At 42.7% G+C, this 17,482-nt stretch carries 12 protein-coding genes; 2 read left to right on the top strand and 10 right to left on the bottom strand.

Annotated features, from left to right (window positions below; genetic code table 11):
• Positions 1-80: 80 nt before the first annotated feature.
• From FNW02_RS02680 to FNW02_RS02645, 8 genes are all read right to left on the bottom strand, one after another.
• Positions 81-1,010, bottom strand: a complete 930-nt coding sequence (locus FNW02_RS02680) for an alpha/beta fold hydrolase (RefSeq protein ID WP_191756015.1) — start codon at positions 1,008-1,010, stop codon at positions 81-83.
• A gap of 148 nt (positions 1,011-1,158) precedes the next feature.
• On the bottom strand, positions 1,159-3,075 hold the full coding sequence (locus FNW02_RS02675) for a cytochrome P450 (protein ID WP_225225355.1): 1,917 nt from the start codon (positions 3,073-3,075) through the stop codon (positions 1,159-1,161).
• Positions 3,076-3,209: 134 nt separating this feature from the next.
• The gene (locus tag FNW02_RS02670; protein ID WP_191756014.1) at positions 3,210-4,781 is read right to left on the bottom strand and encodes a c-type cytochrome; all 1,572 of its coding nucleotides are present in this window, start codon (positions 4,779-4,781) and stop codon (positions 3,210-3,212) included.
• Between the two features lie 32 nt (positions 4,782-4,813).
• Complete coding sequence (locus tag FNW02_RS02665) at positions 4,814-6,277, bottom strand: hypothetical protein (protein ID WP_191756013.1); 1,464 nt, start codon at positions 6,275-6,277, stop codon at positions 4,814-4,816.
• Positions 6,278-6,472: 195 nt separating this feature from the next.
• Positions 6,473-8,170: an alpha/beta fold hydrolase gene (locus tag FNW02_RS02660; RefSeq protein WP_191756012.1), complete on the bottom strand. Its 1,698-nt coding sequence runs from the start codon at positions 8,168-8,170 to the stop codon at positions 6,473-6,475.
• 120 nt (positions 8,171-8,290) lie between these two features.
• Positions 8,291-9,355, bottom strand: coding sequence for a DUF6765 family protein (locus FNW02_RS02655; protein WP_191756011.1), 1,065 nt, complete (start codon positions 9,353-9,355; stop codon positions 8,291-8,293).
• Between the two features lie 31 nt (positions 9,356-9,386).
• Entirely contained in the window at positions 9,387-11,714 is a 2,328-nt protein-coding gene (locus tag FNW02_RS02650) for a GMC family oxidoreductase N-terminal domain-containing protein (protein WP_191756010.1), read from the bottom strand.
• Between the two features lie 559 nt (positions 11,715-12,273).
• Positions 12,274-13,077 carry an SDR family NAD(P)-dependent oxidoreductase gene (locus tag FNW02_RS02645; RefSeq protein ID WP_191756009.1) on the bottom strand — a complete coding sequence of 268 codons (804 nt, stop codon included), beginning with the start codon at positions 13,075-13,077 and terminating at the stop codon, positions 12,274-12,276.
• A gap of 385 nt (positions 13,078-13,462) precedes the next feature.
• On the opposite strand from FNW02_RS02645, the gene FNW02_RS02640 reads away from it, so the two are divergent.
• Entirely contained in the window at positions 13,463-14,425 is a 963-nt protein-coding gene (locus tag FNW02_RS02640) for an XdhC family protein (RefSeq protein WP_191756008.1), read from the top strand.
• Between the two features lie 142 nt (positions 14,426-14,567).
• Complete coding sequence (locus FNW02_RS02635; protein WP_225225354.1) at positions 14,568-15,152, top strand: nucleotidyltransferase family protein; 585 nt, start codon at positions 14,568-14,570, stop codon at positions 15,150-15,152.
• A 15-nt stretch (positions 15,153-15,167) separates the two neighbouring features.
• On the opposite strand, the gene FNW02_RS02630 is transcribed toward FNW02_RS02635, so the two are convergent.
• Positions 15,168-15,662, bottom strand: coding sequence for an ureidoglycolate lyase (locus FNW02_RS02630; protein ID WP_191756007.1), 495 nt, complete (start codon positions 15,660-15,662; stop codon positions 15,168-15,170).
• Between the two features lie 86 nt (positions 15,663-15,748).
• On the bottom strand, positions 15,749-16,771 hold the full coding sequence (locus tag FNW02_RS02625) for an RNA polymerase sigma factor, RpoD/SigA family (protein WP_191756006.1): 1,023 nt from the start codon (positions 16,769-16,771) through the stop codon (positions 15,749-15,751).
• Between the last annotated feature and the right edge of the window lie 711 nt (positions 16,772-17,482).

Here is a 17,482-nt window from a genome sequence, read left to right as displayed (position 1 = left end):
GGGGGGCAGAGGGGCAGGGGGGCAGGGGGAGAATAAATACTGATTCTTGACTCAGGACTCAGGACTCCTTTGCATTTCTTCTATTTACTTAGATAATTCTTAAAGAAGGTGAGTATCTTGTCTGGATTATCGACTGCGTATTGATACGCACCAAAGCGATGATCAGTCTCAGGATAAAGAGGTTCTACGGCGTTGGGTGTGGCTGCTACCATATTGGCTACATCAGCAGTGCTACCCCATTTGTCACCAGTACCTTGCACATAAAGCACAGGGGTATTGCGAGCACCGTTAGCGGCATAAACTGGCTGGAGATAGACAGTTTTGGGAGCGCCCGATAAGCAATAGAGAATTTCGATTGGTAGGTTAAGGAGTTTACCCAAAGGGCCAAATTTATCGGCACGATAGCGTTTCCCAAATACCGATGAAGTATTAGGCTGCACGACAACGGCAGCTTTAATATCAGTGGTTTCAGGGAGAGTATATATTACTGTGTTACCTCCCATAGAAAACCCGACGGTGACGATGCGATTTGGATCTACTTCGTTTCGGCTTTTAAGGTAGCTGATGGCTCCCAGCAGGTCACGCTTTTCTAGCAAGCCATAGGTAACTGGAATCCTTGCGCCGCTCTCACCAAAATTGCTGAGGTCAAACATGAGCACGTTATAGTTACTTTCGTGCAGTGCTTTGGCCAATGGCAACAGATTAATCGGCTTGCTACCAGGTAAGTCTCCTAATGGGTCGTTAGCTTTAGTACCCATTCGGTTCCAGGGCCAGCCGTGTACAACGATCGCAGTTGCCGCCGGCATTTGTCTTGCCGGGATAAACCAGCCTTTGAGGCGTATCCCATCCTGAGCAGGAAACTCCACATCTTCATAGCCCAACCCCAGTTCTTGCTTAGGATTAGTCCATAACCGCTGCCGTTTTGGTGCAATCACCAACCGCGCCGAATTTGCGATCGCCAAAAGTGCTACTACTAAAATGATGACAATTAACCAGACCAAGATATTCACTAGCAACTCCTCTAAGCAATACCAATTCACCTAAATTCTGTTCGCCGGAAGCCGATGCTCAGACTTATCTCTAAAATCCGGCAACGGATACAAATCTGGAAACCCATATAAAATCGGTTTTTCTCAATTACGAACTACGAATTACGAATTACGAATTGGTATAAATACCAAACCGCACCTTTAACCCATCACGCGGGGTAGGAAACAAGTCTTGGTTCAATTCAAGATTCTGCGGTGGCAGTTCCCAACTATATCGACGCAATAAATGCACTCCCATAACCTTAAGCAACACAGTGATCATGTCTTCGCCTGCACAGCGATGACCGTCTCTAGACCCACCGCCTTGTGGTACATAACTGTTTTCTGGTAAGGCTGCAAAGTTTTCGGGAGCAAAGCGACAGGGCTTAAAACTCTTTGGTTCCGAAAAAACTTGGGGGATATGCATGGTGGTATGGATTCCTGCCACTGCGCCCCAACCTTTCGGAATGTGAAAATTTTGAAACTCACAGTCTTTCTTTACTTGAGCAAAAAAAGTGGCAGCATTAATAGGATAGAAGCGGCGGATTTCTTTGGTAATTTGCTCCAGATACACCAACTTTTGCAGCTGTGTCATATCCAGTGGCCCATCAGGCACATATTGCTTGACTTCTTGCCTAGTAAGTGCTGCAATTTCTGGATGTTGAGCTAGGGTTAGAGAAAGCAGGGTGAGAGCAACATAAAAACCGGAATAAGCCGCAAAGAATAGATGCATTACCTCGCGGCGCAACTGTGCATCGGTGAGAGTGCTACCATCCTCACTACGGGCTGATAACAGCAATCCCAGTAGATCCTGGCGAGGTTGCTGACGGTGCTGCTGGATCGCTTGGTCGATGTAATCGAGTAACCAATCACGATTCTTGAGCGCCCGTCCATAGGCATTAAAACCTAAGTTAATTGGTATTGAGGAGAAACCTTTGATAAAAGTGTCTGTGATTTCTCCCACAGTTTCACTCATCGGGCCTGGCTCTTTCCCGATAAATAACGCATTGGTCAAAGATGCGCTCAGCTTACGGTATTCCGTTAACCAGGTAAAGCTACCCAGCTTTTCCCAGCGTTCCAGGTAGTAAGATGCTGTTTGTTCAATGCTGGGTATGTATTTGTCGAAAGCCTCCGGTGTAAAAGCCTGGAGAATAATACGTTTGCGGCGGCGATGTTCGTCACCATCCAACAGTGGTAAGGTGTCCCAGTCTAATAGTTCTTTTATCGGGTGTGGACTGGCATTTTCACGAGTGAAATATTCTTGATTTAGAAAAAAAGTAAAAGCCTCCGGGCCGTTAAAAGCAATGACAGGTTTACCAAATAAATGAGTTTTGAAGACTGGGCCATATTTTTTAACACGCTTGCGGTAAAAGCTATGGATATCTAAAGCCAATGGAATCGTTTCTCCCAGCAGTGGCAAACCGTAGGAACCAGGTGGTAGGTTTTCATTATCTTGATCATTGCGCGTGTTGTGCCGCACCAGTAAAGCTACCAAAATAGAGATAGCCAAGATAATCCCTAAAGTACGAGCAAATCTCGCTTGTAAAATCAAATTGGCAACCAAAAAGCTCAAACCAACGTAAATATGTACCCCAGTTCGTTGAATTTGTATCCAGGCCGAAGAATCGCTAAACCATCCCAAACTTATATCTAATCCCCACCATAAAGCTAAGATTAATTTACTCGCTGCGATCGCCTCTGGCGGGGCGTAGCCCATCGCACTCCCATCAGCGGCAAAATCTTGAATGCCGCCATATATTCCAAACACCTCATAAAACAAATGAACTAAATAAGCTAAAAAGCTAAAAGTCCATAGCAGTAACCAATAATTATTCTTTTTTGCCAATTTTCCTAGCAATATATATAAATAAATTGCTGGAATTAATAACACCGTACTAGCCCAAAATGAGTAAATTGCACGGTGTAAATTCAAATTTGGTTTAAACTCTGCCGCTAAAAGCGCAGCAGTCAGAATAATTCCAAAAGGGAAAAAAGTATTAGCAAGTTCTGCTAAGGAAATATTTCTTTTAAATTTAACTATTTCCATTTTTATGTAACTGTGAATATAGTTTTTTGAAAGGAGCTTACTCTTTAACCTCTTTCCTCTGTGTTCTCTGTGCCTCTGCGGTTAAATAAATTATTTTTAACCACAGAGACGCAGAGGACGCAGAGATTAAACTTTTAAAGGGTCTTGAGATACTCTAATAAATCTTCCAAAGCTGCCTTATCCCAGCCAGTTCCCTGATAAGTCCAAGGATAATCATGACCTTTATTAGAGTTACCCTGAACATGGGTATCTAATTTAAAGTAATGTTTATCATCAGGTTCAGTTGGTGAAGCCAAGCCGACATCAATTGGATCGTAAAGATTGTCTCCGCGATAAAAAATTTCTCGACGAGGTTTGAGATTAATTAACTCTGCCAAGGTTAAGACGCTGCCATTATGCAAATAGGGAGCACGGGCAAAAACTGATTCTATGGGGGCGTTAATGAAACCTTTGGTATTTCCTAAAGGCCCTGGTCTGATGTTTTCTCGTTTTGGTTTCAAGGGGTTGCTATTAGGAAAGAAAACATCAACAGCATCCGGCAGTTCTTGATAGTAACGATAATTAAGCCGTTCAGAATCAGTTTGAATTTCCTCTATTGGCGTAATCAAACCTTGAAGTTCACCTTTGACCCAAGTACCATCTGCAAAATTGCGATCGCCATGACAGGTGGCGCAACTCTGCTGAAAGACAGCATGACCACGTTCTACTTTTTGGGGATCAATCTTGATGCCTTGGTCTTTGAATACCTCTGCATATTTAGGCCCTTGCAAACCTCTCGTATATTCAATGGCTTGGGTGACATTATGAGAAATTTCTGGCACTACTAAGTTATTCGGGGTTGCTCCTGCTGCCACAGCCGCAAGGACGCTGCGACTGAGACTATCTCTAACGCTACCGTCATATTGCGCCCATTCTCGATTTTCTTGCTCGTACAATGACGGCAGTTTGGAATAGGACTTATCCAAGGCGGCGGGGCGATCCATTACAAAGTGGACTAACTCTTTAAAAGGTTGCGTTCGAGATGGGCCAATGGGTAATAATTTAGAGTCTCTCAAATCTTTGCCATTATAGGGGGCATCCCATTTCGGAAGTGAAGCTAATACTTGACCTCTAGCAGTCGATAGCCAAAAACCAATTACAGTTTTATCTACAATTCCTAGGGGTTTTTGGTATTTAGCTTCATAAGCCTTGGCAATGTTTTCTACAGTTAGATTCTTATCAAGAATTGAAGTTTTAAAGGCGTCTACCCAGGCAAACAAGTCTAACGAAGTACTCCCCATGCCTGTGACTATGACAGCTTCATCTCCGGGAAACCTCCTAATATGGGATGTGTGGCACAATGCACAGCTAAAGCCCACAAACTTTACAGGTGACGGATTTCCAGATTGAGGTTGATAGTTAGAAACACTAAACCCGACTGGCAATCCTTCTTTGTCCCCCGGCTTCGCGTGGATAAATCCGAATTGCTCAACCCAATCCCCTGCTTCTTTGCCTGCTGGCTGAAATTGATCGGGGAATAAATCGGGCAGGACTTGAAAGACTGGTAGGGGCGCTAACTCAGTACCGATACTACCGTGGATAAATGCTTCTTGTGGAGTTCTAAATTGAGGTTTTGCCCAAGTTGATTCTATGTACAAAAACCCAAAAGTAGCTACCAGCAAGATAGAGACGAGGGAGATGGCAACAATCCTGATAACTTTTAGCATACTTTCCTCTCACAAAGATTTGGCGACAGTGTTTAGCGATCGCCCCAAAGTTCAGCGTGCTGGGCTTGGCGACGGAAGAGAGCCGGATCGTAGTATTTCTGGTAGTATTCCATCTCTAGGTGGCTAAATTGGAGCCAGATGCCAGGAACGAAGAACGCATCAACGTGAGCAGGAAAGCGACCATAAGTGTCGTAGATGTAATTGCAGATATCTTTGGTGTACTGAATTGCTTCTTGAGAATGGGGTTCGGCATCCCGCAGGAAGGCTTCAGCACTTGATTTTGCTTGATAGGAGCGGGCAAACACATCTTTATCTCCATAGGCTCCCTGGTTGCCGTATTTCTCCTCAATGACGCGATCGACTGCTTCATCCATAGAACTAATGTATGGTGGGCAAAGTCCTTCCAACACACCATCGATACCAACTGGATTGGGTTGGGAAGCTGGTGGCGGGGCCCAAATACTTTTGGTAGGAGTTGGTGGTTCCATGCGAAATCCTAAACCATACCATTCCTTGGCGGGGTTGTGCTCAAGAATAAAGGGTTGGAAGACTGCGCCATGTACCCAACCACCAACACCCATTGCCTGACCAATGAGCATTAAGTTTTGCAAAATAAAGAAACATTCGTGGTCGGTACGCATGGCGTGAGCGAGTCCCAAGGGCACAGTGTTATTGGGATTGACAAACCCACCTTTGACTCGCTCAATCCCACCGATGGGTTGATAAGGGATTTTGGGACTTAGCCCTAAGTGCATTCCTGCCCAAGCTGCCCAGTCTGCCAAGCTTTTGGGTCGAAATTTCTGCCAGTCATCAACAAACAAAGGTTTTTGACCGTCTGGTTCTGAAAGTAGGATGAGCAGGACGTTGATATATTGACGGGTGCAATCGACGACTGGGAAAAAGAGAGTCGTTCCAGGAAGATTAGAGATTTGTTTATTCCAACCCAGATAGTAAGGATAAATCCGGGGGAAATCTAGGCGGCGATCGCTAATTTTATGTTTGACAGCCGCCGCCGCTTTCAGCCAGTGTTCCTCTGACCAATCTTCCCATTTTGGAGGTAAATCGCCAAGGGCAGCTAGTGCTTCCCGACCCTTGAGTCGCTTAATTAGCCAGATACCTTCATCGTTGATCATGAAAAAGGAGGTGGCTTGCGAATTATCAGCGCTACTACCAGAACGAGCAACAATGTTGAGGAAGGGGGTTCCTAATTCTTTACCACCTTCTGGTTTATCTAGAGGGCCATCGTGGGTTGTGATGCCAGTCATCCCGGTAGCAACAATCAAAATCGCTTCTTCCAACGGACTAAGGGGGTCTGGCTGATTTTGGCTAGTATGGCTGAGTTCTCCTGCTACGACTGAAGCACCACGGGCTAATCTGCGAGTGCGTCGCTCAACAATCGCTTCTATCAGCGGGTAGCGAAATAGCTCTTTCAAACCAGGATGTTGTCTAATATCAGATGCTAGGGGTTCACTGAGTAGTTGATTAATTTCGCTCATTTGCAATTACCTTTTGGGTACTGGGGACTGGGGACTGGGGATTGGGGACTGGGGATTGGGGATTGGGGAACTTGTACTGAGCGACTTGTGCCGAGCGGAGTCGAGGTAAGTCGTTGGCGCAGCCTCTCGTAGAGAAGTATGGGGATTGGGGAAGAATAATAACTCTTGACTCTTGACTCTTGACCTCCACCTCAATTAATTGAACTTGTCTAATTCCGCCAAGATGGTGGGGAAAATATCTTTAGCTGCGTTTTTGCCCATGAAACAGTCCATGTGTGCATAATTAGGGATAACATGGCGAACATACAAGTCGCCACCATTTTTATCGCACAATAGCTTGTAAGTAATTTCCGAACCCTCTGGGAGGAAAAAGGCGTTGTCTGCACCGTGAATCAGTGCAATGGGAATGGCTAAGCGTTCTAGATGGGGCAAGTAAACATCTTTACCATCTTTGTTAACAATGTGTCCCTGGCGCAGGATTAGAGATATATGTCTGAAGAAGGTGAGATTACCTGGGCCAAATATCTCGTGAATGGCATCGTGGGTGGCTTCGTTCAATTGGGCGATTTTGTACACTTCTCCATACATGAAGAGAATGCGACGGTCAACAGGGCTATTGTAGGGTTCTTTGGTGGGATACAGCCTTAAAACCGTGTCATAAAGTTTATCTTGCCAATCGGCATGGGTATCAAAATCTGGGTTGAGAGTTTCTACACCTAACACTGTTAAAAATGAAGCTAGACGCAAACCCGCTCTGATTTCGTTAAGAGTTGCGGCCCTGGGATGGGTCGTCAATTGGGAACAAACGGCGGAACGGACTCCTTTTAGACCTGCTAGCATTGCCATCAAAAAAGACATGGAGCCAACGCAGTGACCCACGACCTGAACTGTTTGTGACCCAGTGATAGTACGCACTTGCTCAACTGCTGCTGGCCAATCGTAAAGCGCAATTTCATCAGCGGAAAACTGGGTGGTGGCGGATGGCAAATCGGCACTGGCTCGATAATCGAATAGCCAAACGTCATAGCCTTGAGCATACAAGAACTCTGGCAAGTTCGTGTCTACAGTATCAATGGAAAATGCCAAGGTGGAAGTACCAAAGCCTGGTGCTAGCATGACTGGGCCTTTTGTTCCGCCTTGATACCGGATCAATCGCAGTTGCACTCCATCATCAGTTTTGAAGAAATGAACTTGGGGCGCTGACATCCGCAAGGGACGCTTTTGACGGGGTGGTGCATCTGGGTCGAATACCTTGGAAGGAGCAAATATTCCACCGTAAACATTAAACAAGACTCCAGCAAAAAAGCTGCCGAAGCGTGCAGTCTCTTCTACCTGTTGCTGTAGGCTGGTGGTGTTGGTAACTTGCAATGTAGTCATCTGGCGGAGGAAATCTGCTGGCAGAATTTTTAAGATTCCCTGCCCTAAAACTGGACTGTTGAGACTCTCGCCGTCATGCACGGTAATGTATAGCGTGGTGGTGTCTGCCCAGATGTCAAAGCCTGGGTCGTTGTGTACGACTTTGAAGCCATCAAAGTAATAAACTTTACCTTCTTCGCTAGTCATTTTCATGCGGTAAACCATGCGACGCGTATTTACGCTGTCTGGGTCAACGATGAATAAGTTAAATTCTCCATCGGTAACGCTCAGAGGTTCTGGCGATATCGCTGGCGCAATGACACTGCCAACGATTTTGGCTTTGTGGCTTTCATCTGTCAGCATTCTGTCCAAATCGTCGGAGCTGACTGTGACGGTAAATTCAAATTGGGAACCACTCTGTTTACCCTGTTGTGCTGCGCGTTGATAGTCGTTTTGGACTGCTTTAGAAAAATAGCCGCGCATGGTTTCGGTGAACTGAATTCCCACTTTGTTTGTTGCTGTTGTGGTTGTTGCCATTGAACACCTCAAGTAATGAGTAATGAGTGCTGAGTCCTGAGTCCTGAGTCCTGAGTTAAGAATCAGTATTTATTCTCCCCCTGCCCCTCCGCTCCCCTGCCCCCCTGCTCCCCTGCCTCTTCAAGCAACGCAGATCCCATATTTGGGTAGCAGGTCATGGATGATGTAAAAGTGATGGGACTGTAAAGCATCGTGAAATAGTTTCCAATCACTTGCCAAAAAGCTGGGGTGATAGGGAAATCTTTCGTTTTCTCGGTCAACTGAGTTTTCAGTACCAAGGGCTACGTGTTTCCACGAGTCTTTGCCTTTGGGGATATAAGTAACATTTGCTTTGCCGAAGCTGAACTTACCCTGAGCGATCGCACTCAACCATTTCTGGTGACGCAGGCTACCTTTGTTATCTGTGATAGTCTCTAGCATCTGGGCTATTAAAGTTTTATCTGGTTGTGGCAATCCCGGTACAACAGCATCAGGATTACCCGTTATGTACCGCTGCATGACTTTGCACATATTATCTGCTGCTTCTAGAAAGTCTTTGGGGTTGTTTCTGGTAATTTGCTCGCCTCTGCCGTTGAAGTAACCCCAGCGCAAAAATGGCTTGTCAGGATGACTGAGAACAGAGCCATGTCCCAAGGGTAAAGCTTCACTGACGAAGTAATTTTGGAGCCGATCCATGAGGTTGCGATCGGGTTTACCATGTTCGTCTAGGAGATGTTTGGCTTCATTGACCCGATGATTAACTCCGGCAAAGCCCTGATGCGCCCAAGTGTCAACATACACATGAGCAGTAATCCCCAGACGATGCAGTCCGTAGGGAGTGTGGCGGCGATTTATACATTCCTTTACCATTTCCTGAGCCACGTAGCTGTTGGGGCGACAAATTAACTTGTCGATAAAGCTTCCCTGGGGGTCTTCATTTGCTGGCAATCCGTCGTTACCTGGCAGAAAATGAAACGGAATCCAAACGCCATAATTTGCTAGTTCTTCAAAGTTGCGATAGTCCAGCATCTTGTGGGCAGAACTGATGCGGTGAAACAGTGCGCCGTTATCAAACCGGATGAATCCGTCATTTATCGCATCGTCTACGTATTGGGCACTGTAAGCGATGATACTAGCAGGTTGATGCTCAAACCCCGCTAATCTCGCTGCAATGTAGGTGACACCATGATGAAAGTCGATTTGCATATTGAGTCAGTAACAGATAACAACCAATCATCTAAAGATAAAGTTCAGATAATGTGCCAGCAAAGAAGCGACTGAAGCGATCAATCGCTTGCAAGCGTTCTGTGGGGCTGGCGGCGTTGGTAACTTTCAGGGTAGTCATTTGCTTGACAAAATCTACGGGCTGAATTTTGAGAATACCCTTACCTAATACGGGATTACTGTTACTGTCGCCAGCATAAACGGTGATGTAAAGGGTGGTGGTGTCAGACCACAAATCAAACCCTGGGTCATCGTGAAGTTGTTTGCAGCCCTCTAAGTAGTATGTCTGTCCTGATTCTGTGGTCATGGGTAGACGGTAGAGCATCTGTCGTGTTTCATGTTGGTCTTGTGCCACGACAAACAAGTTAAACTCGCCATTGGTTACGGTTAGCGGTTCGGTAGCGAGAGCGGGAGCTGTTACTGTACCAACTATTTTGGCGGGATGTTTGGGGTCGTTGAGCAGATATTCTAAATCATCGGCAATTACTGTCAGGGTAAATTGCAGGGGTGAACTGTCTTTTTGACCCTGCTGAGCGGCACGTTGGTAGTCGTCTTTAACTTCAGTGGAAAAGTAACCGCGCATGGTTTCGGTGAACTGAATTCCCAGTTTGGCGGGCTTGTTGACGCTTGGGGAAGTTGGTGCTGAAGGTAGGTTGTAGTTAATTGTCCACCCTTGATCTTTGGCAATGAGGGCACAGCAGCGCTCGGCGATCGCAGAAATTGTCAGTAACGGATTTACTCCTAAGGTGCGGGGAATCACTGAACCGTCGGAAATATATAGATTTTCGTAAACGGCTGTACCTTTGTTACTAGAAAATACTTGTCCTTTGTGGTTGACAACACCGTGTTCGGCATCTTCTGCTAGGATGCAGCCACCTAAAGGATGGACGGTGATCAGGTCGTGACCGAAGAAATTAGTCCAAATGGGGTTGGGAATTTGTGTGCCGCCCAGGGGACGAGTCGCTTCTGCGAGGCGATCATTCACTCGTTGAAAGATGGATTGTTTACCCACATTTTCCCAGCGAATGCGGAGGCGATCATTTTCTAAGTACATTTCCCCGGCTGCATCATCGTGGGTCATCACCAGATAGGTCTGTGTGTTACGAACTGCACCAGTGTAAGCACCGTGAGTTAGACTTTGCGCTTCTCGTAGCTTTTCTTGGAGGCGATCGCCTAAACCTTCATCAGTATCTTTACCTAGTATTGTGCTAGCGGCAGCAAGGCTTTTCGGTAGGATGGGAGCTAGTGCACCAGGAATTGAGCCTTCTTCGATGACCATGCCATTATCTAGTCGTGGTTGCTCGCGCAGATCGATAATGCCGCTGATACAAGGGCCAACGGGTTCCCGTCCACTAGGAGGACGATTGCCAAAGCCAACGCCGTTAATATTTTGCTCGGTGTTATAGCCGAAGGCCAGCACATCACCATTACCTGTAAAGTTGTGTCCCAATCGGTCAGATAGTGCCAAACCTGCTTGTTGCGATCGCAGCAAAATTTCTGTAGAACCGAGAGTACCAGCCGCTAAAATAACGATATCGGCACTGACGAACATTGTCGGAGCGTCAAACTTCTCTTGTCCGGCGTTGAGCAACTGGAAATGAACCAACCAGCGATTGTTTTGCCGTTCAACTTGCCGCACTGTTACTTGCGTATAAATTTCTGCACCGTGATTTTTGGCGTCAGGCAGATAATTCATCAATACAGTATTTTTTGCCTTATTGTTGCAACCTGATACACAATCACCGCAGAGATTGCATTTGTTCTGTTCTACGCCGACATGATTAACCCCATCTTCAAAAGTCACATTGATAGGTGGTCGATAAAAATTTTCATTCAAGTATTTAGAAGACTTTTCTAATGCTTCTAATTTTGGTAAGGGTGGAAAATCTTGGGGATAGGCAGTGGGTTTGAGCATTTCCTCAGCACGACGATATCCTTCTGCCAATAATGTGTTGACATCATCGCGCAATTCCTTGGGCCAGCGCTGATCTGCAAAAACACGGGGTTCAGCTTGTAGTGACACATTGGCATTGACAAGTGATGTCCCACCCAGCCCACAACCAACGAATACATTAATATCTTTATTAACGTGAAAATCGTACAATCCTGTGCATGCACCAACGCGTTTAGCAGGCAAATCTACTTGTATTTCACTCAGTGCTTTGACTTCATTATTTGGATATTCACCTGGTTGAAACTCTTTGCCTCGCTCTAATAAACATACTTGTTGTCCAGCACGTGCTAGGCGTGAAGCAGCAATCCCGCCGCCATAGCCGGAACCAATAATCACAACTTTATAGTGATTTTTTAAGTTTTCAATAGGGCTTGATAAACGAGTCATAGCATCAATCCTTTAGATGTGTGGACATAGCAAGATACGCTTCACCTACGTTCAGAATAAAGCTCATCAGAATGAAACTTTAGATTTCACGGGTTCTAACACCACTGCTGTTGTACATCAACAGCACTAAAGGCGGTTCCGCAAAATCCGCAAAAAAAGTATTGCTAAATAATTATTTATGAAAAATAAAGTTTGAAAACAAATTGATCCGGTATTGCTTAAGAGACTTAAGGGATTACCAAAAAATAAATCATCCAATCTTAATTTTTAGGGTGCTTTAGCCAAAGGTATAACATACCCTACTGGGATTTTTTAACTGGAAGTTCCCTAAAACAATGCCTTCTATAGAGTTATCGGAGTTGATTAGGGATTTATGCAAGCTGACAAATAACTTTACATTTTTTTACTCTATTCCCTAATTGAGGAACATCCACAAGAGAGTTACTCTTAATTAAGAAAACGAAGACGTTTTAAAATTACATCTTTAAAATGCTATGTGGAATTTAAAACATTAGCGTAACACCACGCACATAATTTTTGGGTAGCGATTAGTTAATATTTATTGCTTATTATTCATACTTCTCGCTATTTTTACCACCATTTTTCTGGGTGTAAATCTTACGGCCTCAGCAAATAACTTATTTTTGATCCCAGGGATAACAACAGTTTTGTTTGACATTAAGCCACGATAACCAATCTTGGCTACTCTTTCCGCATCCATAATTTTTTGACTAGCAATTAGCTTAGATTCTTCCATAGCAGCTCTTTGTTGAAAACCTGATGCTGTTGCTCCTGGACAGATTACGGTTACAGTCACACCTGTACCCTCTAATTCATTTGCGATCGCTTCGGAAAATGATAGAACATAGGCTTTTGTAGCATAATAAACTGCCATGAGAGGGCCCGGCTGAAAGGCCGCTCCCGAAGAAACATTTAATATCTTTCCATAGCCTTGCTTGACCATATCTTTGAGAAATAGCTTAGTTAAATGGCTAAGGCTAACTACATTTACCTGTAGCATTTCTAATTCTGTGGTGAGGTCAGTTTCATGAAAGAATCCATAAGTACCAAATCCAGCATTATTTACCAGTACATCAACTTTAATACCCGCTTGTTGTAGTTTTGTAAAAATTTCTTCTGGGGCTGCTGGTTCGGATAAATCCTTAACAATAATTTCAACTTTTACACCCGATTTGTTTGTGAATTCCTGAGCAATTTGAGTTAACTTATCTTCACTTCTTGCAACTAACACCAAATTGTAACCATCATGAGCAAATAACTTAGCGAATTCGTATCCAATTCCACCAGATGCGCCAGTTATCAGAGCAGTTTTTTTTCTGTCTAAATAATTTATTGTATTCATCTAAAAAACTTTTGTATTTAATATTGTTGAATTGATGGTTATGTTATACCGTAAAAATGCGTTAATGGCTGCTTTGTAAAGTAAATATAAGAACATAAATTTTTTATTAAAAATTGAGTAATTTTAAATTATGTATTACTATAATTCAAATCTGACTGCTATACATAACTAAATCTGATTGGATAGCTAAATTCCCTGTTCATATCACTCTGTTCAGAGAAAAATCAAATACTAACTCGATCTTTTTACACAAGAGTGGATAGAGCGATCGCATCCTACTAGTTTTTATCATAGAAAACAGAGTAAGGTTGTTATAGTACCCTTGTGGGTAATATTTTGTTTTTTCAGAGGATATTGTATTATCGAGAACTGTCGAAAAGCTTAAATGCTTAACTTCTACCAAAAACTATCAACAGCATTAAAACAAGGTGCTGTAGTTTTAGCCACTGTCGCCAATACTAAGGGTTCCGTACCGAGAGAAGTAGGCGCGAAAATGTTCATCAGCGCTGATGGAAGCACATTTGGAACAATTGGCGGTGGTGCTGGGGAAGCAAAAGTTTATCAACAGGCTTTGCAATTACTGCAAACAAGTGAAAAACAATTTGTAGAAATTGATTTATCTGGCGTAGCGCAACGAGAAACCCAAGGCGTTTGTGGAGGCACAATGCTGGTATGGTTAGAGTTATGGTCAGGCAATGAAAGCTTAAACTTAGTTAGTCAAATTATAGATGTTTTAACATCTGGGCAAGTAGGGGCAATTGTCACACCATTTAATACAGATGAAAAACCTTATGTACTCCTAGAACCTTGCTTAATTGCTTCTCTACAAACTACCAGATTAATTGAACCTTTGCTACCACCACCAACGCTGTTGATTATTGGTGCGGGACACATTGCAGTTTCCTTGGCGCAGATTGCCAAAATAGCAGGTTTTCAAGTTATTGTACAGGATGATCGCCTAGACTTTGCTACAAAAGAACGCTTTCCTGAAGCGTCATTGGTGCTAGCACAACCCATTAGCTCAATTCAGAAAATATTAGAGATAACTCCTAATTTATATGTTGCTTTAGTTACTAGAGGTTATTTGCAAGATTTAGCAGTTTTGCGGCTGCTAAGTAATTATAAATTGCCATATATAGGTATGATTGGCAGCAATAAACGAGTTCGTACTGTATACAAAACGCTGCAAAATGAAGGTTGTTCACCCAAGTTTTTACAACAAATATATGCACCAATTGGTTTAGATATTGGTGCTTTAACCCCAGAAGAAATAGCAGTTAGTATCTGTGCTGAATTAATTAAAGTTCGGCGTGGTGGAACTGGGGCTTCGTTCTCTGAGACAATATAAGTATTAAGATAGAGCAAAATCTGCTTTCGTCATGATTAGTAGCTCATTTAACTTAGTGTCTATGTGTCTCTGTGGTGAAAAAATTATTTTATTAAACACAAAGACACTAAAACACAAAGAAAACTCTGCAAAAAGTTGAAAATTGACACACTTTGCTATTATTCTCGCAGCGGGTGCATCGACTCGCATGGGTACTTGTAAAACCTCTCTACCTTGGGGTGAAGGTAAAACGTTATTAACTTATCAATTAGAACAGTGGTTAAGTGCAGGTTTTACACCTTTGGTAGTGTTGGGTTTACATAATAGCCACAAACAAAAAGATTGTCTGCCTGGGAGTTTAACTGTAATTAATCCTCTTACTGATGCCGGAAAAACAACTTCTCTAATTACTGGGTTGCAATATATTCCCTCAGACTTTGAAGTATTGGCAATTTCCGCAGTTGATCAACCTAGGAAATTTGAGATTTACCAGATATTACTGCAAGCACATATAGACAATTTAGCATTGATTACTGCACCTACATATCAAGGTAAAATGGGGCATCCATTGTTATTTAATAATAAGATGCGATCGCACTTACAAAATATCCGTGAAGAAACCTTCGGTTTACGCCAAATTATCAAAGAATTTTATTCAGTAATTCACAAAGTGGAATTTGATCATCCAGCTGTGCTTGTAGATATTAATACCCCAGAAGTATACAAACAACTACATAACTTTAGGTAATTTTTTAAACAATACCTACACCATTTCAAACTCTAGCTGATGACTCTTGATAAAATCATGAGTGAAATGATCCACCACATTTGTATCACTCAATTCCAAATTATAAAAATCTACAGCCTCATGCTCAAAATAGGGGCCTGCGTGCCAAGTACCCTGATTTAACTTAATAAAACAATTTCCGGGAATGCGGAAAGCTGCAATATTCTCTAACGCTGGTTCATTCACATCATTATTAGGAGGACAAACTGCAATAAACCAATCTTTTCCCTCCAAAGAACCCAGACATTGAGTACATTGCACATGGCGAGTAATGTTGTGAAACTTGCGACCTCTGCCTTGCAACCGCATAATATAAAATCGGGGAATGCCATTTTGCAGATTTAACTTGGCATCTTCCGCATCGTAAGCCTTACCATCTTGACTAGCAGAAATTACCTGTCCATAACGCCGAAAATTTTCCGGCGTTACCCATTCTGCCTGCAATTGTTGCACTGTTTGTGATGTGCTCATATCTAATCTTTTTTGAGATTACTGAGGTTTATTTTCCTCTACAATCACTGAATTTTATCCCGGAGTTTTAATGCTGTATATTCTTCTTATACAGCTAGATAACTACGCACTTGATCTTTTTGCCGTCTTAACAAAGTTAGAGCCTTTTGCTCTATCTGTCGTACCCGTTCTCGACTAATACCCATCCTATCGCCAATTTGTGCTAAAGAGAGTTCATATCCATCAGCAAGACCAAAACGCAAGGTTAATATTTCTCTTTGCTGGGGAGTTAGCTTTGCCAATAAGTTTTGTAAGTCTTGATGAAGGGATTCCTCGACAGCGTAGTCTTCGGGAGAAAGTCCGTCATCTTCTAGGATGTCTTGCAATTCTGTATCTTGTTGTTCTCCAACTCGCGCTTCTAGAGAGAAAGGTTGACGGGTAAGATACCAACACTCTCGAATTTGGCTGGGTGTTAGCGATAATGAGTTAGCAATTTCAATAGTAGTAGGAACGCGACCAAGTTGTTGAGATAATTCGCGTTGTACACGCTTAATTTTGTTCAGTTTTTCAAAGATATGAATGGGTAAACGAATTGTACGTCCTTGTTGAGCGATCGCTCTTGTGATTCCTTGGCGAATCCACCAATAAGCATAGGTAGAAAACTTATATCCAAGAGTTGGATCAAATTTATCTACGCCGCGCTCTAAGCCTAAAGTCCCCTCTTGGATTAAATCCATAAACTCCAGGTTTCGTTGCTGGTATTTCTTAGCAACTGCTACTACCAACCGCAGATTTGCCTGAATCATTCTCTGCTTAGCTTGGTGTCCTTGACTTAGCTGCTGCTCCAGCACCTCAACACTTAAATTCACTTGCTCAGCCCATTCTGGCGATGTCGGTTGGCGGTTTAATTTCACAGCTAATTCTTCTTGAGCAGCTAGTAAATTCATCATTTGCTGAACTTGTTGAGCAAAAACAATTTCTTGTTCACGACTCAACAAATTTACTCGCCCAATTTGTTGTAGATAAGCACGTACAATATCATCTGTGGGCCGACGAGGTTTTTTATCTATAGCTAAATTTTTTGTCTGCACTTTTTCAACTTCAGCATGTGCAGATGTTAAGTTACTCATGGTTATTTCCTCCTCCATAACCTCGTTAATTTTGTATTTTTAAGTATGGATATCCAGACTCATAGCTTTTTCATACACTTTATCAATACATTAGTGAGACTAAGCAACTCTATTGTATAACACTTTCTGAGTTAAATTTTGACGGTAGTCAACCCCTGTAGGATATTAAGCTCATCACTGACGACAAATCAATTAGCAAAAATATTATCAGCATATATTTTGTAGAAGGTACTCTTACTCATGGCTGATTTTTATAAAGTTGTAAATATAAGTATTGCCTATTCAGTTCATCAATGCGGTGGAGCCATAAGAAGCAAGGACTTTCCTGGTCAATGATGTGATTACAGGGAACAAATCTCCAAGAGCGACTGTCATAGCTTTTATTTTGAGAATTTCCTATTATCAAATAAGAATTAGCATGGTTAATCAACAAGCTATTTATTGTCTGGTTTAACTTCCATCCACATAACTCTTATTTCAAAATAAGTTATTAATATAAACAAGTCTCTTACCTGATCATTGGATAATCCAATCACACGTTTATAAAAGTATTATTTGTAGCAAGATAAAAAAGTATAGCTAGTTTACTTTGTATCTGTCACATGCGATCGCTAATAGCTATACTCGTTTTATAAAAGTGATAAATATTACATTGATTTTAAAAATAGGTTAAACCATAATCTATGTTTAATTCAAATCAATCACTTATAC

It is taken from the genome of Komarekiella delphini-convector SJRDD-AB1 (assembly GCF_014831675.1).
Classification (GTDB): Bacteria; Cyanobacteriota; Cyanobacteriia; order Cyanobacteriales; family Nostocaceae; genus Komarekiella.
The sequence above is the reverse complement of the archived record's forward strand: the minus strand, read 5'-3'. Positions and strand labels throughout refer to the sequence as shown.

Excerpts from the sequence above, each read along its gene's own strand:
- FNW02_RS02675 (WP_225225355.1), bottom strand. The coding sequence starts at position 3,075 with ATGGAAATAGTTAAATTTAAAAGAAATATTTCCTTAGCAGAACTTGCT.
- FNW02_RS02670 (WP_191756014.1), bottom strand. The coding sequence starts at position 4,781 with ATGCTAAAAGTTATCAGGATTGTTGCCATCTCCCTCGTCTCTATCTTG.
- FNW02_RS02665 (WP_191756013.1), bottom strand. The coding sequence starts at position 6,277 with ATGAGCGAAATTAATCAACTACTCAGTGAACCCCTAGCATCTGATATT.
- FNW02_RS02660 (WP_191756012.1), bottom strand. The coding sequence starts at position 8,170 with ATGGCAACAACCACAACAGCAACAAACAAAGTGGGAATTCAGTTCACC.
- FNW02_RS02655 (WP_191756011.1), bottom strand. The coding sequence starts at position 9,355 with ATGCAAATCGACTTTCATCATGGTGTCACCTACATTGCAGCGAGATTA.
- FNW02_RS02650 (WP_191756010.1), bottom strand. The coding sequence starts at position 11,714 with ATGACTCGTTTATCAAGCCCTATTGAAAACTTAAAAAATCACTATAAA.
- FNW02_RS02645 (WP_191756009.1), bottom strand. The coding sequence starts at position 13,077 with ATGAATACAATAAATTATTTAGACAGAAAAAAAACTGCTCTGATAACT.
- FNW02_RS02640 (WP_191756008.1), top strand. The coding sequence starts at position 13,463 with ATGCTTAACTTCTACCAAAAACTATCAACAGCATTAAAACAAGGTGCT.
- FNW02_RS02630 (WP_191756007.1), bottom strand. The coding sequence starts at position 15,662 with ATGAGCACATCACAAACAGTGCAACAATTGCAGGCAGAATGGGTAACG.
- FNW02_RS02625 (WP_191756006.1), bottom strand. The coding sequence starts at position 16,771 with ATGAGTAACTTAACATCTGCACATGCTGAAGTTGAAAAAGTGCAGACA.